16 protein-coding genes are annotated in these 17680 nt (G+C 34.4%); 14 read left to right on the top strand and 2 right to left on the bottom strand.

The window, feature by feature from the left end; all coding sequences use genetic code 11:
- Positions 1–3: 3 nt before the first annotated feature.
- Entirely contained in the window at positions 4–543 is a 540-nt protein-coding gene (locus CS898_RS07410; RefSeq protein WP_099207798.1) for a helix-turn-helix domain-containing protein, read from the top strand.
- The gene (locus CS898_RS07405; RefSeq protein ID WP_143614556.1) at positions 477–1400 is read left to right on the top strand and encodes an IS3 family transposase; all 924 of its coding nucleotides are present in this window, start codon (positions 477–479) and stop codon (positions 1398–1400) included. The genes CS898_RS07410 and CS898_RS07405 overlap by 67 nt, the downstream gene beginning before the upstream one ends.
- A gap of 143 nt (positions 1401–1543) precedes the next feature.
- Here CS898_RS07405 and CS898_RS07400 read toward each other — a convergent pair whose 3' ends face one another.
- Together CS898_RS07400 and CS898_RS07395 are read right to left on the bottom strand one after the other, a co-directional pair.
- Positions 1544–3940 carry a methyl-accepting chemotaxis protein gene (locus CS898_RS07400; RefSeq protein ID WP_099208065.1) on the bottom strand — a complete coding sequence of 799 codons (2397 nt, stop codon included), beginning with the start codon at positions 3938–3940 and terminating at the stop codon, positions 1544–1546.
- 11 nt (positions 3941–3951) lie between these two features.
- The gene (locus tag CS898_RS07395) at positions 3952–6006 is read right to left on the bottom strand and encodes an efflux RND transporter permease subunit (protein ID WP_009430024.1); all 2055 of its coding nucleotides are present in this window, start codon (positions 6004–6006) and stop codon (positions 3952–3954) included.
- Positions 6007–6759: 753 nt separating this feature from the next.
- On the opposite strand from CS898_RS07395, the gene CS898_RS10080 reads away from it, so the two are divergent.
- The 12 genes from CS898_RS10080 to CS898_RS07335 all read left to right on the top strand — a co-directional run bounded on the left by CS898_RS10080 (position 6760) and on the right by CS898_RS07335 (position 17645).
- Complete coding sequence (locus CS898_RS10080; RefSeq protein WP_009430289.1) at positions 6760–7344, top strand: helix-turn-helix domain-containing protein; 585 nt, start codon at positions 6760–6762, stop codon at positions 7342–7344.
- Positions 7257–8186 carry an IS3 family transposase gene (locus CS898_RS07390; protein WP_234976017.1) on the top strand — a complete coding sequence of 310 codons (930 nt, stop codon included), beginning with the start codon at positions 7257–7259 and terminating at the stop codon, positions 8184–8186. The genes CS898_RS10080 and CS898_RS07390 overlap by 88 nt, the downstream gene beginning before the upstream one ends.
- A 179-nt stretch (positions 8187–8365) precedes the next feature.
- Positions 8366–8821, top strand: coding sequence for an IS200/IS605 family transposase (gene tnpA, locus CS898_RS07385; RefSeq protein WP_099208688.1), 456 nt, complete (start codon positions 8366–8368; stop codon positions 8819–8821).
- Positions 8822–8992: 171 nt separating this feature from the next.
- On the top strand, positions 8993–9682 hold the full coding sequence (locus CS898_RS07380) for an ABC transporter ATP-binding protein (protein WP_099208476.1): 690 nt from the start codon (positions 8993–8995) through the stop codon (positions 9680–9682).
- The gene (locus CS898_RS07375) at positions 9669–12167 is read left to right on the top strand and encodes an FtsX-like permease family protein (protein ID WP_099208686.1); all 2499 of its coding nucleotides are present in this window, start codon (positions 9669–9671) and stop codon (positions 12165–12167) included. The genes CS898_RS07380 and CS898_RS07375 overlap by 14 nt, the downstream gene beginning before the upstream one ends.
- A 317-nt stretch (positions 12168–12484) precedes the next feature.
- Positions 12485–12928: a DUF5301 domain-containing protein gene (locus CS898_RS07370; RefSeq protein ID WP_099208474.1), complete on the top strand. Its 444-nt coding sequence runs from the start codon at positions 12485–12487 to the stop codon at positions 12926–12928.
- A gap of 415 nt (positions 12929–13343) precedes the next feature.
- On the top strand, positions 13344–13715 hold the full coding sequence (locus tag CS898_RS07360) for an SdpI family protein (RefSeq protein WP_099208473.1): 372 nt from the start codon (positions 13344–13346) through the stop codon (positions 13713–13715).
- 572 nt (positions 13716–14287) lie between these two features.
- Positions 14288–14599 (top strand): ArsR/SmtB family transcription factor, encoded by a 312-nt coding sequence (locus tag CS898_RS07355; protein ID WP_072469096.1) that lies wholly within the window; start codon positions 14288–14290, stop codon positions 14597–14599.
- A 62-nt stretch (positions 14600–14661) separates the two neighbouring features.
- Positions 14662–15735 (top strand): ACR3 family arsenite efflux transporter, encoded by a 1074-nt coding sequence (gene arsB / locus CS898_RS07350; RefSeq protein ID WP_099208472.1) that lies wholly within the window; start codon positions 14662–14664, stop codon positions 15733–15735.
- A 2-nt stretch (positions 15736–15737) separates the two neighbouring features.
- Positions 15738–16733 carry a permease gene (locus CS898_RS07345; protein ID WP_099208471.1) on the top strand — a complete coding sequence of 332 codons (996 nt, stop codon included), beginning with the start codon at positions 15738–15740 and terminating at the stop codon, positions 16731–16733.
- 14 nt (positions 16734–16747) lie between these two features.
- Complete coding sequence (locus CS898_RS07340) at positions 16748–17221, top strand: thioredoxin family protein (protein WP_234976038.1); 474 nt, start codon at positions 16748–16750, stop codon at positions 17219–17221.
- Position 17222: 1 nt separating this feature from the next.
- On the top strand, positions 17223–17645 hold the full coding sequence (locus tag CS898_RS07335; RefSeq protein ID WP_099208470.1) for an arsenate reductase ArsC: 423 nt from the start codon (positions 17223–17225) through the stop codon (positions 17643–17645).
- The last annotated feature ends 35 nt before the right edge of the window (positions 17646–17680 follow it).

The following is a 17680-nucleotide window of genomic DNA, read 5'->3' as shown; positions in this document are numbered from 1 at the left end:
TTTATGCCAAAATACACAAAAGAATTTAAAATAAAACTAGTGCTAGAATATTTATCAGGAGAAACAGGCGGGCGTGAAAAGGTAGCTAAAAAATATGATATTCCAGATGGAACTTTGAAAAACTGGATAGAAAAATACAAGTCAGGAGGATTTGATAACTTATCTAAAAAGTTAAAAAACAATAAATTCACTAGTGAATTTAAGTTATCTGTAATACAATATAGGCAAATCAAGAATACTTCGCTTAGAGAGACTGCAGAGCATTTCAACCTTGTAAATGAATCCATAATATACAGGTGGGAGAAAACTTATCAAGAGCGTGGTCTTTCTGGGTTAGAAGATAACAGAGGAAGGCCTAGTAAAGATATGACTAAATCAAATAAAAAGTCTAAACTTAATACTCCAATAAACGAAAGTGAAAGAGAAGAATTAATAAGATTAAGAGAAGAAAATAGACTTCTCAAAATGAAGATAATATACGAAAAAAAGCTACAAGCCTTGCTACTGGAAGAGGAAGCAGAAGCAAGGAAAAGACAAAGATAATCCTCAAGTTAATAAAAGAATATCCAAAAAGCAAGATAAGTGAATGGCTAGAAATAGCTGAGTTACCAAAATCATCCTACTACGAATGGAAAATAAAATTAGAAAATCCAGTAGATAAAGACAAAGAAATTAGAAGGGAAATTACAAGCATAGTTGAAGAATCAAAAGGTAGATATGGCTACAGAAGGGTGACTCAAGTATTACAAAATAAAGGGCTTAATGTCAACCATAAAAGAGTTTTAAAAATAATGAGAGAAGAATTTTTGCTATGCACCAAATTTAAAACTAGATCAAGAAAATATTCATCATACAAAGGGCAAATAGGAAAGGTTGCAAATAATGTTGTAAATAGACAATTTAAAGCAAGTAAACCAAACCAATTATGGTTAACAGACGTAACAGAATTTAGAATAAAAGGTGAAGAAAAAAAACTATACCTATCACCAATATTAGACCTATACAACAGTGAAATAATAAGCTATACGCTAGGTTATCACCCAACAATAGAATTAACAAATACAATGCTAGAAAAAGCATTAGAAAAAAATAGAGACATTAAAGATTTAACTATACACTCGGACCAAGGATTCCATTATCAACATAGCTCTTGGACTAATAAACTAGAAAAAATGAATATTACACAAAGTATGTCAAGAAAAGGCAATTGTCTAGACAATTCTCCAATGGAGAACTTCTTTGGAATCTTGAAACAGGAAATGTTTTATGGGGAAGATTTTAAAAGTTATGAACATTTGATAAATGATATTGAAAAATATATTAAATGGTACAATGAGGATAGGATTAAAACAAAATTAAACGGAATGTCCCCTGTTATGTACAGATTACATTCCGCTTAAAATATTATTAAATTGTTCCGTGTTTACGGGTTCAGGTCAGCCGCTGGTTTTTTTATTGACTTGGAAAGAAATTTTAAGTCAATAAAAAAGCCTAGAAAGAAATTTCTTTCTAGGCTTTTTTCAACTATTTATAGGGCTTGCTCTTATTTTATTTTTTCAATAATACGGTACTTGGTCTTGAAACCTTGGCTGCTTCCAGTAAAGGAGGTGTCCTTTTTGGCCAAGTCTGACATAGTGTCAATAATTTCCTTGGTTTCTGGTAGGTCCTTGGTCTTTCGATCCAGCTCATCAATCCCCTTTTGTTTGAATTCTGCTAATTTTTCAGAAAATGTCTTCATAGATAGGGTTAAGATTTCTTCCCCATTTTTCAGCTTGATGGTTCCATCTCCAAGGCTGGAAATTCCTGAGTTTAATTCATGAATCCCATTTCTCATAGGGGTAATTCCTTGGCTCTTTAATTTTGGAAATTCATTAAACATAATGGATTTTTCACTAAATTCATTAAGTCCCTTGGACAAGTCGTTGGCACCTTCATTTAACTTGGCAGAGTTAGAATCCAGCTCTGCAATGGCATCTGCCAAGGTGTCCACTCCTTGTTCACTTTGTTCGGTTCCCTGTCTCAACTTACTGGACCCATCCTTTAATTGGCCTGTGGCTACATCCAATTTAACAAGTGCATCGGCCAATTGCATCAGTTCAGAGGTGTCCAGTTTCCCATCAAGATCTTGCATGCTTTGTCCCAGTTGTTGATTTATTCTATCGGCTCCTTGTTTTAAACCGGCCGCTCCATCCTTTAAAGCATCAAACTTATTTGGATAGTTCTTCATTCCCTCATTGAGTTTTTGAGAGGAAGTGGCTAATTGATCCATACCTACTTGTAGGGCTTGAACTTGTTGACCCAGATTACTGCTAGAGGAATTTCCCATCCCCTTGGCCAGATTTCTACCAGAGGATTGGATACTCTCTGCAGCCATCTTAATATTTTTAGAAGACCCACTTAGGGAGACAATGGCAGCTTGAGCTTTTGGGTCATCGATTTCTCTTAAAAGGCCAATGACTTGGTCGATTTGATTTGCTGATCCTTGAATGGAGCTAGATTTTTCCACAATATTTTGGACTTGACCAGCCATATCGGCACCTGGTCCCGCTGGAAGGGAAATTGCTTGGACTTGGCTGTTGATTTTTTGGATACCATTATTAAGGTCTCCATTGGCATTGGCCAAGATATTTGCCCCTGCTTGGGCTTGTCCAATGCCAGCTTCCAAGCTTGAAGCCCCCTTGGATAATTGGCCTATCCCCTCTCTTAGGGCCCCCATCTTGGCAGCCACATCTACCTTTAATCCTTCCATTTTTTCTAATTTCTTAGATCCCAAGCGCAATTGGCTGGTGGCGCCCTTTAATTGGCCCAAACCATTGTCCAGGTCCCGAGACCCTTGGGCTAGTTGCCTTGCTCCATCTTTCATCTTGCCTGTATTGGCATTCATCTTGCCCACGCCGGAAGTATAGGCGCTAATTCCTGAGGACAGTTGGTCGCCTCCCTTGGCCATCTTCTTGGCATAGCCTGGAATGGGTTTGACCTTGTCAATAACTTCTTCCACCTTGTTTTCCAATTCGCCGGACTTGTCGTAAAGTTCTTGGGATCCCTTATTTAACTTTTGGACTCCCCCATCCATGTCCTGAATGCCATGGTTGATTTTTTCTTGGGCATCCGTTAATTTCATGGATCCATCCACAAGCTTTTGGGCATTATCTTGTAATTTTTGAATCCCATCCCTAAGTTCATTGATGGATTTTATATTGGCTTTATTTTGGAATAGCTCGTTGGAAATGACTGCATAACTTTCAATGGGTTGGTAGTCCTTGACATCCATTTCTATGGTAACTTGATTTTTAAAATCCTCCATTTGGATATCTTCCAATAGGTCTTGGAAGTTTTCTGTCAAGCCTGGTGTCAATACACTACTAATCACTTCATTTTTCCCATCTTTTACAACTTTCGAATTTTCTGCCTTGATATTACTAGCTACACTTTCATCAAAGCTCATGGTATTCATAACAACATAGGGGGCATAAACCTTGGTTTTTTTACCAGCAATATTTTTAATGACGTAGTTCTTATTTTCAGCAGACAGGACAATTTTTAAGTGCCCAGACTTACCCTTTAGGTCCTGATTTGTTGTTTTTTCCCCATCTAAATAAAAGTCTAATTGTAGGTCTACTGGAAGGTCTCTTGTGGTTTTTCCTTGGTAGTAAACATCCTTGGAATTTTCATCCCAATGGATATAGCCATTTTCTTCTTTAATCTTTTGGTCACTTTTTAGGTTTTTAATGTCTTTTAAGTCTGTCTTGTCTTGACCCTTGACCCCTTGGTCAGAGTTCAACCAAACAGAGACAATCTTATCCTTATTTTGACCATTTTCTTTAATGACATAAACTGTTTCACTCTTATTTACGATGCTTGCTGCCGCAAGGGCTGTGTTACTAAAAAGCATGGATGATAGAATCCCCAAAGCCATGGCTTTTTCTAGTTTTTTATTCATTTTACACTCCTTTAATTTAATCCTTTTGTGGTTTTCTTAATCAATGGGAAGCTGACGGAAATAACGGCCGGTAAGAATAGGATAATGACAATCATACTAATGATTGCCCCCCTAGCCAAAAAGGTACAAATGGTCGAGACAATTTCCATCTTAGAATAGAAGCCCACACCAATGGTTGCCGCCATAAATGAAAGTCCCGATGTTACAATGGACTTGGAGGTTTCTTTGGTGGCCAGTTTTAACGCTTCGTCCACATCTCCTAAAGTTTGGTATTCTGCCAGGAAGCGGTTGGTCATCAGGATGGAATAGTCGATGGTAGATCCCAACTGGATAACGCCGATAATAATGGACGTGATAAAGGGGATTGTCTGCCCCATATAAAAGGGGAGCCCCATGTTGATTTGAATGGCCAGTTCAATGGCCGCAATTAAAATAATCGGTATCCCAAAAGACTTGAAAACCAGGGCAATAATTAAGAAAACTACGGCAATGGAAACAATGTTTACCCGTTTAAAGTCCTTATTGGAAATAACTGTTAGGTCATCAGTTAAAACTGCTTCTCCGGTTAAATATCCCTCTGGATCATACTTATTAATAATTCTCCGAATTTCTTGAATTTGAGCCTTAACTTTCTCGGAAGCTGTTTGGTATTCAGAGTTGACCATAATCATCTTGTAGCCATCTTTGGCAAAGTTATCCGTCACCTTTTGGGGAAGGATTTCTTCTGGCAAGGCCACTCCTGTCATGGTGTTGGTCCCCAACACAGAATTGACCCCATCGACTTCCTCTAGTTCATCAATCAAGGAATCCAAGGCTGTATTGGATAGGTTGTCTTTGACAACAATAAAATGGGTGGTAGCCATGTTATAATCTTTTTTCATCTTCTTCAAGGCCACAATAGAATCCAGGTCTTGGGGCAGGGACCGGTCCAGGTTGTAATAAACCTTGGTATTTAAAGACCCTATAAGGGCTGGAATAAAAAGTCCAAGAAAAACCATGAAGATAATCCTCTTATGACGGATGTTAAATTCTGAAAGCCGGTCAAAAGAAGGCAGCAGAACCCTATGGTTATATTTTAAAACAAGTTTTTCCACAAGTAAGAGCATGGCCGGTAGTACAGTCACTGTTGTTAACAGGCCAATCACTACCCCCTTACTCATAACAAGACCAATGTCCTTTCCCAGGCTTAGTTCCATTAAAATAAGGACAATAAAGCCGGCAAAGGTGGTTAGGGATGAAGCAAAAAGAGATGAAATCGTCTCTTGGAGAGCCACATCCATGGCCGCATTTTTATTTTCTTTATATTTTTTCTCTTCTACATAGCGGTGGTATAAAAAGATGGAGTAATCCATGGTAACAGCCAGCTGCAAAATAGCAGCGATGGCCTTGGTTATATAGGAAATTTCTCCCAGGAAGATATTAGTCCCAAAGTTATAGGCAACCGCGTACCCTATGGTCAAGATAAAGACAAAGGGGATAAAGGTCGATTCATTGGTCAAGGCCAAAACAATCAAGCCCAAAACTACTGCTAGGGCTACATAGATGGGAGTTTCTTTGTCAATAACATCCTTGGTGTCTTTCACCAGGGATGAGATCCCACTTAAATACTTTTCCTTAGACTCAAGATTTTTAATCTGGTCAATAGCCGACATGGTCTCAAAAGACGAGGCAGAATTCTTAAACTTAACCAGCATCAAGGTGGAGTCCTCTGCATAAAACACGTCTTTTATATTATCTGGTAAAAATTCATCCGGCACACTATTTCCCACAATAGAGGATTTTGATACAACGTCTTCAACTCCGTCGATTTTTAAAATTTCCTCTCTGAGCTTTTCTGCATCCTGATCTGTCCCCTTTAAAATGAGCATTCCTGTCGCAGCATTGTTGAAGTTTTTATCTAATATATTCTGGCCTTCTGTTGATTTTAAATTTTGTGGTAAGTAGGTTAAAATATCATAATTAACAGCGGTCATTTTATATCCAATGGCTGATGGAATCAAAAGTAAAGTCGTTATAAAAAGAACCAATCTGGGATGGTAAGAGATAAATTTTGTAAACTTCTTCATGTATTCACCTTACCTTATTATTTTATTTTAAAAATAAAAGAGTCTTTTCTTGGGAGAATTTTCAAATAAGGCTAAAGTCATCAAGTCTAGATTTTTCAAAACTTCTAGGATCTAAAGATCCACTTCAAACCATATTCTTTCTTTTAAATCAAGCTTTTCCTTTGCAAGGATTAGCCTAAAATTAAGCTTAAAAGATCTTCTTGGTTTAGGTCCAGCAGATTTTTTGAAAGTCGCCTCCTCCATCTGCAAGCTGCCTAAACCTACTTATTTGACTACCTTCTCCTTAGGAAAGTTTTCTTCTACTTCTAAAGAAAAATTAACATACCCTATATTTTAACACAATTTTATTTTTAATCTAGTAAATGTGATTCATTTTTCAAGTTTTAAATATATGGGTTAAACTAAGATGAATACTGGTTTTTATCTGTTTTTTATTAATTTATCTAAAATATTTTTTATTTTTTTGAACATGGTATTTATTAAATTAACTCATTTGGGCCTATTTGATTTTTTAAAAAACAAGATTTTTCAACTTTTTTTACTGAGGTTTGCTTTTAAGGCCTTCAACCTTTCTTAACTGGATTCTATAAAAAATAGTCCTCTTCCTAAGTAAATTTTAAAATCTTTTACTCTTATTTTGCATTTTTTAGCCTATCCTAAAAATTAGATCCTTTCCTTCAAATAAAGAACCCCCGGTCTATGCACTGACCCCCAAAAGTTGGACCAAGAAATCCAACCTTTGGGGGTCTTTTAATGGCAAAATACAGTTACGAACTGAAGAAGAAAATCGTCGAGGAGTACTTGTGTGGTAAAACAAGTTATCAAGCCTTAGTAATGAAATACCAAATCGAGAAGTCCGTTCTCAGGCTATGGATTAGCAATTACAAAAATTATGGCGATGAAGGCTTAATGCGCTCTAGAAATAATCGTGCGTATAGTGTAGAGTTTAAGTTAGAAGCTATTACACGCTATGAAACGAGCGAATGCAGCTACCGACAACTTGCCCTCGAACTCGGTTTGACGAATCCGTCCATGATTGTCAATTGGCGAAGACAGTACCGAGAGAAGGGCATCGAGGGGCTGCTCCCGCATAAGCGAGGGAGACCTGTGACAAAGAAAAATGACCACAACCAACCACCAAAAACTGTAAAGAAAAGCGAATCCATCGACGCCTCCACACGCGAAGCATTGGAAAATCGTATCAAAGAATTAGAGGCAGAAAATCGGAAACTTACCATTCAAAAGATGTTCTGGGAACAGCTCAGGAGTTTGGAGAAAGAAGAAGCAATGAACAAAAGGCGAAGATTGTCTCCAAACTCCGAGAACAATTCCAACTAATAGAGATTCTTGCCGCCATCCATTTCCCAAAGTCCACCTTTATGTATTGGCAGAAAAAATGGTCCGAAGAAGACAAGGATCAATCCTTAAAAGACGAAATCCTTGTCATTCGGAGCCAACACAAAGACTATGGTTATCGCCGCATTCATCTGGAATTAAAGAACCGGGGCCAGGTGGTGAACAAAAAGAAAGTGCAACGATTGGTCCAAGACATGGGTCTTCAAGTCCACTCCTATGGTAAGAAATACAAGAAGTACAATTCCTACAAAGGCGTCGTGGGGAAAATCAAGAAAAACCGAATCAACCGCCGGTTCAATACCAGCATCCCCTTGCAAAAAATTACCACAGACACCACAGAATTTAAATACTATGAAGAAGATAAGACCGGGAAACTTCAAACAAAGAAACTCTATCTCGACCCCTACATGGACATGTACAACCTGGAAATCATCAGTTACGTCCTATCCGATCAGCCCAATGGAGTCACCATGCTGCAAGGTTTAGAAGTAGCCATTGAGCGAACAAAGGCCTGTCCTTATCGACGGACCTTTCACTCCGATCGTGGTTGGGGTTATCAAATGACCGCATACCAAGCCATGTTAGAAAAACATCATATTTTCCAAAGTATGTCAAGAAAAGGCAACTGCTATGACAATGCACCTATGGAAAACTTCTTTAGCCTATTGAAAAGAGAAATCTACTATGGCCACAATTACCGTAGTCGTGAAGAACTGGTGCAGGCAATTGAGCAATATATCCGTTACTACAACGAAGATCGAATCAAAGAAAAGTTAGGAGGTCTAAGTCCAAAGCAATACCGTGAACGCATGCAATCCGCATAGAACGAATGTTATGTAAAAACAAAATCGAGTAAGCGAAATGCTTACTCGATTAGGTCCAACTTTATGGGGTCACTCTATTAGACCGGGGGTTTTCGTTTAGCTTTAGCGATAAAAAATAAAAACCCCCATGTTAGAATAAGTTTGTGGTTTACCAAAACACAAAAAAACAGGAGGTTTTTATGAATTTGAATCATACCCATAGTTTATCACATACAAAATGGAATTGTAAGTATAATGTAGTTTTTGCTCCAAAATATCGAAGAAAAGTATTTTATGGGAGTAAAAGATTAGAGATAGGAGCAATCTTAAGAGAATTGTGTAGTTGGAAAGAAGTAAATATAATAGAAGCCGAAGTCTGCCCAGACCATGTGCATATGCTCTTAGAGATACCACCCAAATTAAGCGTCTCAAGCTTTAAGGGATTTTTAAAAGGAAAAAGTAGCATCATGATTTACGAACGATGGGGAAGCTTAAAATATAAATATAGAGGGCGACAATTTTGGTGTCGGGGATATTATGTAGATACAGCCGGTAAAAACACAAAAGCAATCCAAGAATATATAAAAAGTCAACTTAAAGAAGATGAATTAAGTGGACAAGTAACAATGGACAACTTAGACCCCTTTAAGGGGTAGCAAGTAAAAATTGCGTGTGGTAAACCACAGGCGCCCTTGAGACGTAGCTAGTAAAAAAGGCCCTTTGGGCCGCAAGAGAAAAACCACCGGCTACGCCGGTGGATTTTTATTCTAGTCACTTTCCAGTCACTTAAGTCTAATATTATATAGACAAGTTAAGGAGGATACAATATGAATATAGTAAAAACAGTTGATTTAACAAAAACATATAAGGGCGGAGTAGAAGTGAATGCCCTTTCAAATGTAAACTTTGAACTAGAAAAAGGAGACCTAGTTGCCATCATTGGAGACAGTGGATCTGGCAAATCTACACTACTTCATTTACTTGCAGGAGTTGATAAACCAACAAGTGGGGATATTTTTATTCAAGATAAAAATATTACTAAGTTTAACAAAGATGAGATGACAATCTTTCGCAGAAGAAATATAGGCGTTGTATATCAATTTTTTAATTTGATTCCAAACATCAACGTTCGAAAAAATATTTTACTTCCTCTTTTGTTAGACAATAAAAAGGCAGATGACGAATATTTAAAGGAAATTTTATCGATACTAGGAATAGAAGGAAAGCTTGATAGGTATCCAAAACAATTATCCGGTGGAGAGCAACAAAGAGTCGCTATTGCCAGAAGTTTGATTACAAGACCTGCAATAATCTTAGCAGATGAGCCTACAGGAAATCTCGATAGAAAAAATTCTGAAGAAATCACAGGACTTTTCAGACTTGTAAATAAGAGATTAAATTCTACAATTATGATAATAACTCATGATGAAAAAGTAGCAAATTCTTGTGATAAGGTCTATAGAATGGTAGATGGTAGGTTAAATTTCTTAGGAGATGAAACTTATGAAAATTATTAATGACCTAGCTGATGGAGCTGTAAAAAATAATAAGAAAGACAGTTTTGCTATTAAAATTTCCATACTTTTAGCAGTTATATTGCTAGGTACAGTTGTATTTATTGTAGGATCCTTAAAAAATGACAAGTATAACTACGTAAGAAAAACTATTGGAGACTACCATGTAGCAATTACTGAAGTTGATGAAAAACTATATGATAAATTAATAAATGATACGGATATAGAAAAAATTTCCTTTAATAAAATCATAGAGACAGATTTAAATGCAAATATTTATGAAAATGGAAAATATAGCAACCTATTAACTGGCTACGAAATAAAAAAAGGAAGAGAACCTAATAATTCAAATGAACTAATAGTACCAGAAAGATTTTTAACAAAGAATAAAACTTATGATATAGGCTCTAAAATTACTGCAAGTGATAAAACTTATACCATAGTTGGAGCCTATGATGATTATGGATATTCTTTTGAAAAGTCTATGTTACTTACTATGGCTGATAGTGATAAAAAGATGGACTTATTAAAAAATAATGGAGGTTTAGAAGCCTTAATATGGTATAAGCATCCAAGAGATACTTATACAAAGACTAGGGAAATTTTATCTACTATGAATATAGACGAGAAGTCTTCAATAGACATAGGAAGACTATCTTATAATACAGATATTTTAGAGTATAAGTTGATTTATCCTCAAGGAATATTTCCGCCTAAGTCAGTGATAAAATCTGCTGTAGAAGAGTATAGTGCGTATTTTTTTCTAGTTCTTCTATTTGCTTTTATTATCTATGGTGCATTTAACGTATGGAACAATAGGGATTTAAAAGAAATTGCCCTATTAAAAAGCACAGGTATGACTGCAAAACAAGTTAAAAAAATGATAAAAAAGAAAGCCTTTAAGCTATCTGCATTGCCAGTAGCCTTAGGTACACTTCTATCCTGGGTTTTCGCAAACTTATTAATGTATTTAATGTGGCTTAATAACTCAGTATCCTATAAGAATATGTCTGAGATAATTGGAGAAAGTTTTAAGGCACCAGATTTTCACCTAGTTTATTTAGATCCTACTTCTATTTTAATAATTATTTTATTATCGCTTTTGACAGTATATTTATCTGCGACAATCCCTGCTAGGAAAAGTGCAAAATTAAAGATAATAGAAGGTTTAAATGGGATTACAGAAAAAAATATAAAATTAGGAAAATCAAAAATAAATGGACCTATAGAAAAGACTTTGGCAAAAGATTATTACAGGTCTTATCGCTCAACCTATCGAATTATTGTAATTTCAATGGCTCTTTCTGCATTTGTACTGACTACAGTTTTAGTTAGCCAGTCCTATAGAACTTTGAACGAAAAATATAACTCTTATAAAAGTCCTTACAATTTTAATTCAAGTATTTACACTGATAAGAATTTAGATAAAAACTTATTAGCTGATTTAGAAAAAGTTGACGGAATAAAAGAGCTTCACCTATATCAAAGAAATGACACTAAGTTTTACCTTGACGATAATAAAGATTTAATTTCTAAAGATTTAAAAGATTCTTTAGCTAGTGGCAAAATAGAAAATGATAGACTATATGCTAGTATATATGCTTTAACAGATGAAGATTTTGAAGAGCTTTTAAAAGAAAATAACATCTCTCATGCATCTTATTTATTGCTTAATAAGATAAGAAAAGATAATAAAACTCCGTATGCTTTTAGTGAGTATATAAAAATTTCTGATAAGGGATTTGGAGATATTACTTTAAAATATAATGCACAGGGCAAACCAATAAATATAAAAATTGACGCAAGTATTGATGAAATGCCTTATGACTTAGAAGCTTATGATAATAATGAAATACCCATCTACACAAGCACAAGTAATATGAAGAAATTTATTGATGAGTATGGAATAGATAAATCAGATCCTGTTTACTATTATTTTGTAAAAATAAAGGCTGAAAAAAACAAGGAAAAAGTATTTGAAGATGCCGAAAAAGTAATTTCAAATTATGTACCAAAGTCTGACCATGGAACAGCTACAGAAATTTTAAGAGAAGCAGCAAGCAAAGAGCAAACAAGGAATGAAAGACTTTTAAACCTAGCTATTCAAATCATTCTAATAACAATCGCTCTTTCCAATGCCTATAATAGTTTTAAAGGCAACCTTAGGTCAAGATCCAATGACTTTAAACTTCTATCAACAGCAGGTATGACAGAAAAACAAATGGAAAAGATGATCTTCGGAGAGGGGAAAATATTATTTAAAAATATTTTCTTGGCATATATCTTTATGTTTATTATTGGAATTGCACTTAGAGCCTACAGGAGCAACTATGAACTAGAATTTGCGATAAAAGGTCTTATAGCAAATATAAATTATATCCCTCTAATAGTAGTATTTGTATTTATGATTGCAGGAGTTTTAGTATCAATAAAAAGTGGTCTTAAAACAATAAACGAAAACTCAGATAATACTTTCAAGAGTATATAAGTAAAAGGCTGTGAGCATTAAACTCATAGCCTTTACCATGTAATTTAAAGAATTCTAAACCAGTTTTTCTTTCAATGAGCATTATGTATGGCTGTTTTTTTAGTTCTAAAATGATATAATAATTATAAGATGCTTATTGATTAACATATTCCCACATATGAGGTTTTTGAGAAATATTAAACCTTATCCACACTAACACCCAAGCCACGTGGAAGCAATAGCTATTCTTTCAAAAGAAATTGGGTAAATCAGACTTAAAAAAGAAAATAATTGTGCTGAGATAGCATTACAAGAAATCGAAAATGGAGATGAAAACCATGAAAAAATATATTGGAATAGCATTCGTTTTAATCACTATTTTGTCATTAACTGCATGTGCTAGTAATAAAAATGCTAGTAATAAAAATGCTAGTAATAAAAAAATAAACCTACCAAAAGCCGAAGAAATAAAAGAAATTGAAATTATGAAAACCACTTCAGAAGAAAGTTTGAAAATTGAGAATCAAGATGAAATATCTAGCATAATTGAAGAGATTAAGGAAAGTACTAATGATACTGGTAGAGAAAGTGTTAATGATCAACCCACAAATATAAATGATTATATTATCCTTAAATTTCATCATAAAAATGCAGAAGAAAGTCCAAGCCTTGTATATTTATATAAAGACAAAAATAGTAGTTATGTTGAGCAGCCCTATGCAGGTATTTGGAAATTAAGAGAAGAAACATTTGATAGAATCAGTAGTCATTTGATTAAATAATGATGTTCAACCATCTAAGTTTATCAAGCTTGGCAAGTTATAAGTTTCTATTAGATAAAACCTATAAGACTTGTACGAACACAGCAGAGTAGGTAAAAAGCTTTTTCTCTATCTTGAATTGTCAAGTGCAACAAAAAATGACTTAGGGAGGAGGTATACTTAAGGGCTCTTTTAAAAATTATGCTAGTGACGCTCAGTGTTGCATTTACTACATTTGGATATAAGATTTATTTTCAAAAGAAGTACAACCTAATCAACGGTTTTGAAGAAGTTATAAAGCAGGAAGGAAAACAAAACAATATGCCAAGAAAGTGGGATTGGTAGAATTTATCATTGGAATTAACCTAACTTTATTTGGAATCTGTATTACTATTATCAAATAACAAAATTTGAAGTTGGAGGAGAATTGTAAAATATGGGATTTTGGATGTTTATGTTTATAGCTACCTTGTTGATACCTGCAGCACTATTATTAATGTGGTATCTATGCCCAAAACTTAAAACAATTAATAATGTAAGTGGATATAGATCAAAACGGTCTATGAAAAATCAAGATACATGGGATTTCGCTCAAAAATATTCCTCAAAAATTTCCTTGTATATGTTTTTCCCTTCCTTGATATTAGCCATTGCCATTATGCCTACAGTGAGTAGTAAACCAATTGATAGGATAGGCTGGATAGGACTTGGTATTACCATGATTCAAATGATGAGTTTTATTGTAATTGTGATTTCTACTGAGAAAGCTTTAAAGAAGCTTTTTGATGAAAGTGGAAACAAATTGTAATACAAAACCCAGCTTGTAGTGCCTTAGGCTTTATCAGCAAACAACATTCCCTTTGCTATTTTTCGCTCTGCAACGAGCGTTAAGACCTATTTCTTGATATAGGGTTATCATCAGGATAGTCTTGATGTCAAAAAAATGAGTAAATAGCTTATAAGACTGTTGAAACAGGCGACCTTTAGGATCTCTAGAAGAAATCTTAAAAGCCTAATTTTTTTGCTTTAAATGCTACTTGGAGGAAATAGTCCATTTGTAAATTATTGCAGAGTCTGTATTCCCTGCGAATACTTTAGGTGGAGTGAACAGGAAGATAGTATCAGGCTAATGATCAGTATATTATGAAAATCATAAACAAAAATCAGCTAGGAGAAATCTTTATGAGGATAATCTTAGAAAGAGTAGAGAATATAGCTCAATAATAAAGCCAGGGATAATGGACAGCGATAAGGCAAGTTTATAGGTATAAATGAGTTGAGATGGTGAAAAGGAAACAATTTTAAGAGATAAAGGGAAACACATTGACAACCTTCTATATGTTTTGTATAATTTTATATGAAAAGATGAAGGAGGTTTCCATGAAAAATAAATATCTAGAGATATCAAAAAAATTAAAAGTTTTGAGTGATCCAAAGCGATTAGAAATTATAGATATGTTATCTTGTGATGAACTTTGTGCTTGTGAGATATTAGAGCAATTCGATATAACACAACCAACACTATCGAATGATATGAAAAGATTAGAGGATGCCAATCTAGTTATTAGTCGAAGAGAAGGAAAAAATATATATTACATTGCCAATAAGAAAATTCTGAAGGAGATGAAATCCGACTTAAAGGAAATATTTGATGGCGGAGAGGAATGTATTTGTCACACTAGGAATAAGTAAATTTTTTTGGGCTATACATAGAAACATTTGAATATATCTATACTAAAGGAGGTAGAAGAACTATGGAAAAAAATAAGGATAAAGGAATTAATGTATTTCAAAAATACCTAACTTTATGGGTATTGTTTTGCATGATTGTGGGGGTACTTATAGGAAAATATATACCTATAATCCCATCTGCTTTAGGTAAAATGCAAATTGCAGGTATATCTGTACCGATAGCAATCTTAATTTGGGTTATGATTTATCCTATGATGATGAAAGTAGATTTTCAAAGTATTAAAAGAGTTAGAGAAAATCCAAAGGGCCTATTTGTAACATGGGCTGTTAACTGGCTCATAAAACCATTTACAATGTTTGGAATAACGTATTTGTTTTTCTTTATTATATTTAAACATATCATTCCTAATGATTTGGCCAATGATTATTTAGCGGGGGCTGTTTTGCTGGGAGCTGCGCCATGTACTGCTATGGTTTTTGTCTGGTCGACTCTTACAAAGGGTGATCCTGCTTACACTGTGGTTCAAGTAGCCACAAATGATTTAATCATTTTATTTGCTTTTGTACCTATAGTGAAGTTTTTATTAGGTGTATCTAATGTTGTAGTACCCTATAGCACCTTATTTACTAGTGTATTTTTATTTGTTGCTATTCCATTATTAGGAGGTGTCATCACAAGGAAAATAGTAGTTGATAAAAGAGGAAAGGATTATTTTGAAAAAGAATTTCTAAGTAAATTTGATGGAATGACAACTATTGGACTACTATTGACCCTAATCATTATATTTTCTTCACAAGCAAATATAATTTTAGAAAACCCATTTCATATTTTATTGATAGCTATTCCACTTACCCTTCAAACATTCTTAATTTTTACCATAGCCTATGCCTTAAGCAAAAAAGTAAGTCTACCTTTTGAAATAGCTGCACCAGCAGGCATGATTGGAGCTTCAAATTTCTTTGAGTTAGCTGTAGCTGTTGCAATAGCAATATTTGGGATAGATTCACCAGTTGCATTAGCTTGCACTGTAGGTGTTCTGACTGAAGTACCTCTTATGTTATTCTTAGTAAATATTACCAATAATACAAAACACTGGTTTTTAGAAAATAAAGAATCTAAAGTTTACGGAGGTTAGATATGTGGAGTTTTATTCAAGATCAAATTCTAGGTATGAAATGGCTCAATGAATTGATAGGAGAAGTATTAAGAAATTTTGGCCTTGATATGACTTCAAAACTTGGAGGAAGCTTACAATTTTTCATCTATGATGTTATAAAAATTACAATATTACTTTGTGTGTTGATTTTTATCATTTCTTATATACAAAGCTATTTCCCACCTGAACGAAGTAAAAAAATTCTGGGACGTTTTGATGGATTAGGGGCAAATATCATATCTGCTTTACTAGGCACCGTAACACCTTTTTGTTCATGCTCTTCAATTCCTATATTCATGGGCTTTACAAGTGCTGGATTGCCTATTGGAGTGAGTTTTTCATTTTTAATATCTTCTCCAATGGTTGATTTGGGTAGCCTTGTTTTACTTATGAGTATATTTGGAGGTAAAATAGCTCTAGCATATGTAGTTTTAGGGCTAATTATTGCTGTAATTGGTGGTAGCCTCATCGAAAAAATGCATATGGAAAGGTATGTAGAAGATTTTATAAAAAATGCAAGTCAGGTTGATATTAGCTCGCCAAGTTTAACATTAAAAAACAGGGTTGATTTTTCTAAAACGCAAGTTAGTGACACGTTCAAAAAAGTTTTTCCTTATATTTTAGTAGGTGTGGGCATAGGGTCATTGATCCACAATTGGATTCCTCAAACTTGGGTAGAAAATATCTTAGGCAGCAAGAATCCATTTGGAGTGGTTTTGGCAACTCTTGTCGGAGTACCAATGTATGCTGATATTTTTGGAAGTATACCAATAGCAGAAGCTTTATTGGCAAAAGGTGCTCAACTAGGAACTATTCTATCTTTTATGATGGCAGTAACAACACTAAGCCTACCATCATTGATTATGTTAAAAAAAGCAGTTAAACCAAAGCTTTTATTTCTATTCATAGGAATTTGTATTTTTGGGATCATGGTTGTAGGATATTTATTTAACATTTTTAGCCCTATTTTAATTTAATGGGGAAGAGTAAAATGAAAGTATTCAGAAGAAAGCAAAAAACAGATGCTCTTGTGAAAACAATCGTGTGGATTAAGGAGGAAAAAATGAGATTATTTGGTAAGAAAGAAAAAAGAGAGAAAGATTGTACTTGCGGAGGCAATTGCCAACCTGTTAATAACAAGGAAGTCAAAGAAACAAGTTGTTGTGATGTAAATTACTCATCAGAGAATATAGAAAAAGCAGAAGAAAAGAAAAAAGAGAAGGGGATAAAAATACTAGGTTCTGGTTGCTCGAAATGTGCTGCTTTAGAAAAATCAGCCAGAGAAGCCTTGGCTGAACTTAATGTTGAAGAAGATATAGACCACATTACAGACTTTTCTCAAATCGCAAGTTATGGAGTTATGTCTACTCCGGCATTAGTAATAAACGGCAAAGTTGTATCCTATGGCAAAGTTTTAAACAAGGATGAAGTGAAAGATTTACTAGAACAAAATGGTGTAAATTAAAATGAGAAAAGCAAAAGTTGCATTTATATGTGTCCACAATAGCTGTAGGAGCCAAATTGCAGAAGCCCTAGGGAAAAAATATGCTTCAGATGTGTTTGACTCCTATTCAGCTGGAACCCAAATAAAAAACCAGATAAATCAAGATGCTGTCAGATTAATGAAAGATATATACAATATTGATATGGAGAAGACTCAATATTCAAAGCTGATTTCTGACCTGCCAGATATTGATATATCCATTACTATGGGATGTGATGTGGTTTGTCCGATTGTAGAAAATCAATACACAGAGGACTGGAATTTAGAAGATCCCACAGGTCAGGATGATGAGTTTTTTAGGGAAATTATATCTAAAATAGAAAAAAATATTAAGGATTTAAGCCTTAGAATTGAGAAAAATGAAATTAGTTTGAATGAAAAATAGAAGTTGATTTTTGAATAGAGCAATAATTATTTTTT

Origin of the sequence: Urinicoccus timonensis (genome assembly GCF_900232945.1) — a bacterium.
GTDB classification, from domain to species: domain Bacteria; phylum Bacillota; class Clostridia; order Tissierellales; family Peptoniphilaceae; genus Urinicoccus; species Urinicoccus timonensis.
Note: the sequence above shows the minus strand (reverse complement) of the source record. Positions and strands in the feature narration are given on the sequence as shown.

What these genes read in the sequence shown, in the direction of transcription:
- CS898_RS07410 (WP_099207798.1), top strand. Translation starts at nt 4, where the DNA reads ATGCCAAAATACACAAAAGAATTTAAAATAAAACTAGTGCTAGAATAT.
- CS898_RS07400 (WP_099208065.1), bottom strand. Translation starts at nt 3,940, where the DNA reads ATGAATAAAAAACTAGAAAAAGCCATGGCTTTGGGGATTCTATCATCC.
- CS898_RS07395 (WP_009430024.1), bottom strand. Translation starts at nt 6,006, where the DNA reads ATGAAGAAGTTTACAAAATTTATCTCTTACCATCCCAGATTGGTTCTT.
- CS898_RS10080 (WP_009430289.1), top strand. Translation starts at nt 6,760, where the DNA reads ATGGCAAAATACAGTTACGAACTGAAGAAGAAAATCGTCGAGGAGTAC.
- tnpA (WP_099208688.1), top strand. Translation starts at nt 8,366, where the DNA reads ATGAATTTGAATCATACCCATAGTTTATCACATACAAAATGGAATTGT.
- CS898_RS07380 (WP_099208476.1), top strand. Translation starts at nt 8,993, where the DNA reads ATGAATATAGTAAAAACAGTTGATTTAACAAAAACATATAAGGGCGGA.
- CS898_RS07375 (WP_099208686.1), top strand. Translation starts at nt 9,669, where the DNA reads ATGAAAATTATTAATGACCTAGCTGATGGAGCTGTAAAAAATAATAAG.
- CS898_RS07370 (WP_099208474.1), top strand. Translation starts at nt 12,485, where the DNA reads ATGAAAAAATATATTGGAATAGCATTCGTTTTAATCACTATTTTGTCA.
- CS898_RS07360 (WP_099208473.1), top strand. Translation starts at nt 13,344, where the DNA reads ATGGGATTTTGGATGTTTATGTTTATAGCTACCTTGTTGATACCTGCA.
- CS898_RS07355 (WP_072469096.1), top strand. Translation starts at nt 14,288, where the DNA reads ATGAAAAATAAATATCTAGAGATATCAAAAAAATTAAAAGTTTTGAGT.
- arsB (WP_099208472.1), top strand. Translation starts at nt 14,662, where the DNA reads ATGGAAAAAAATAAGGATAAAGGAATTAATGTATTTCAAAAATACCTA.
- CS898_RS07345 (WP_099208471.1), top strand. Translation starts at nt 15,738, where the DNA reads ATGTGGAGTTTTATTCAAGATCAAATTCTAGGTATGAAATGGCTCAAT.
- CS898_RS07340 (WP_234976038.1), top strand. Translation starts at nt 16,748, where the DNA reads ATGAAAGTATTCAGAAGAAAGCAAAAAACAGATGCTCTTGTGAAAACA.
- CS898_RS07335 (WP_099208470.1), top strand. Translation starts at nt 17,223, where the DNA reads ATGAGAAAAGCAAAAGTTGCATTTATATGTGTCCACAATAGCTGTAGG.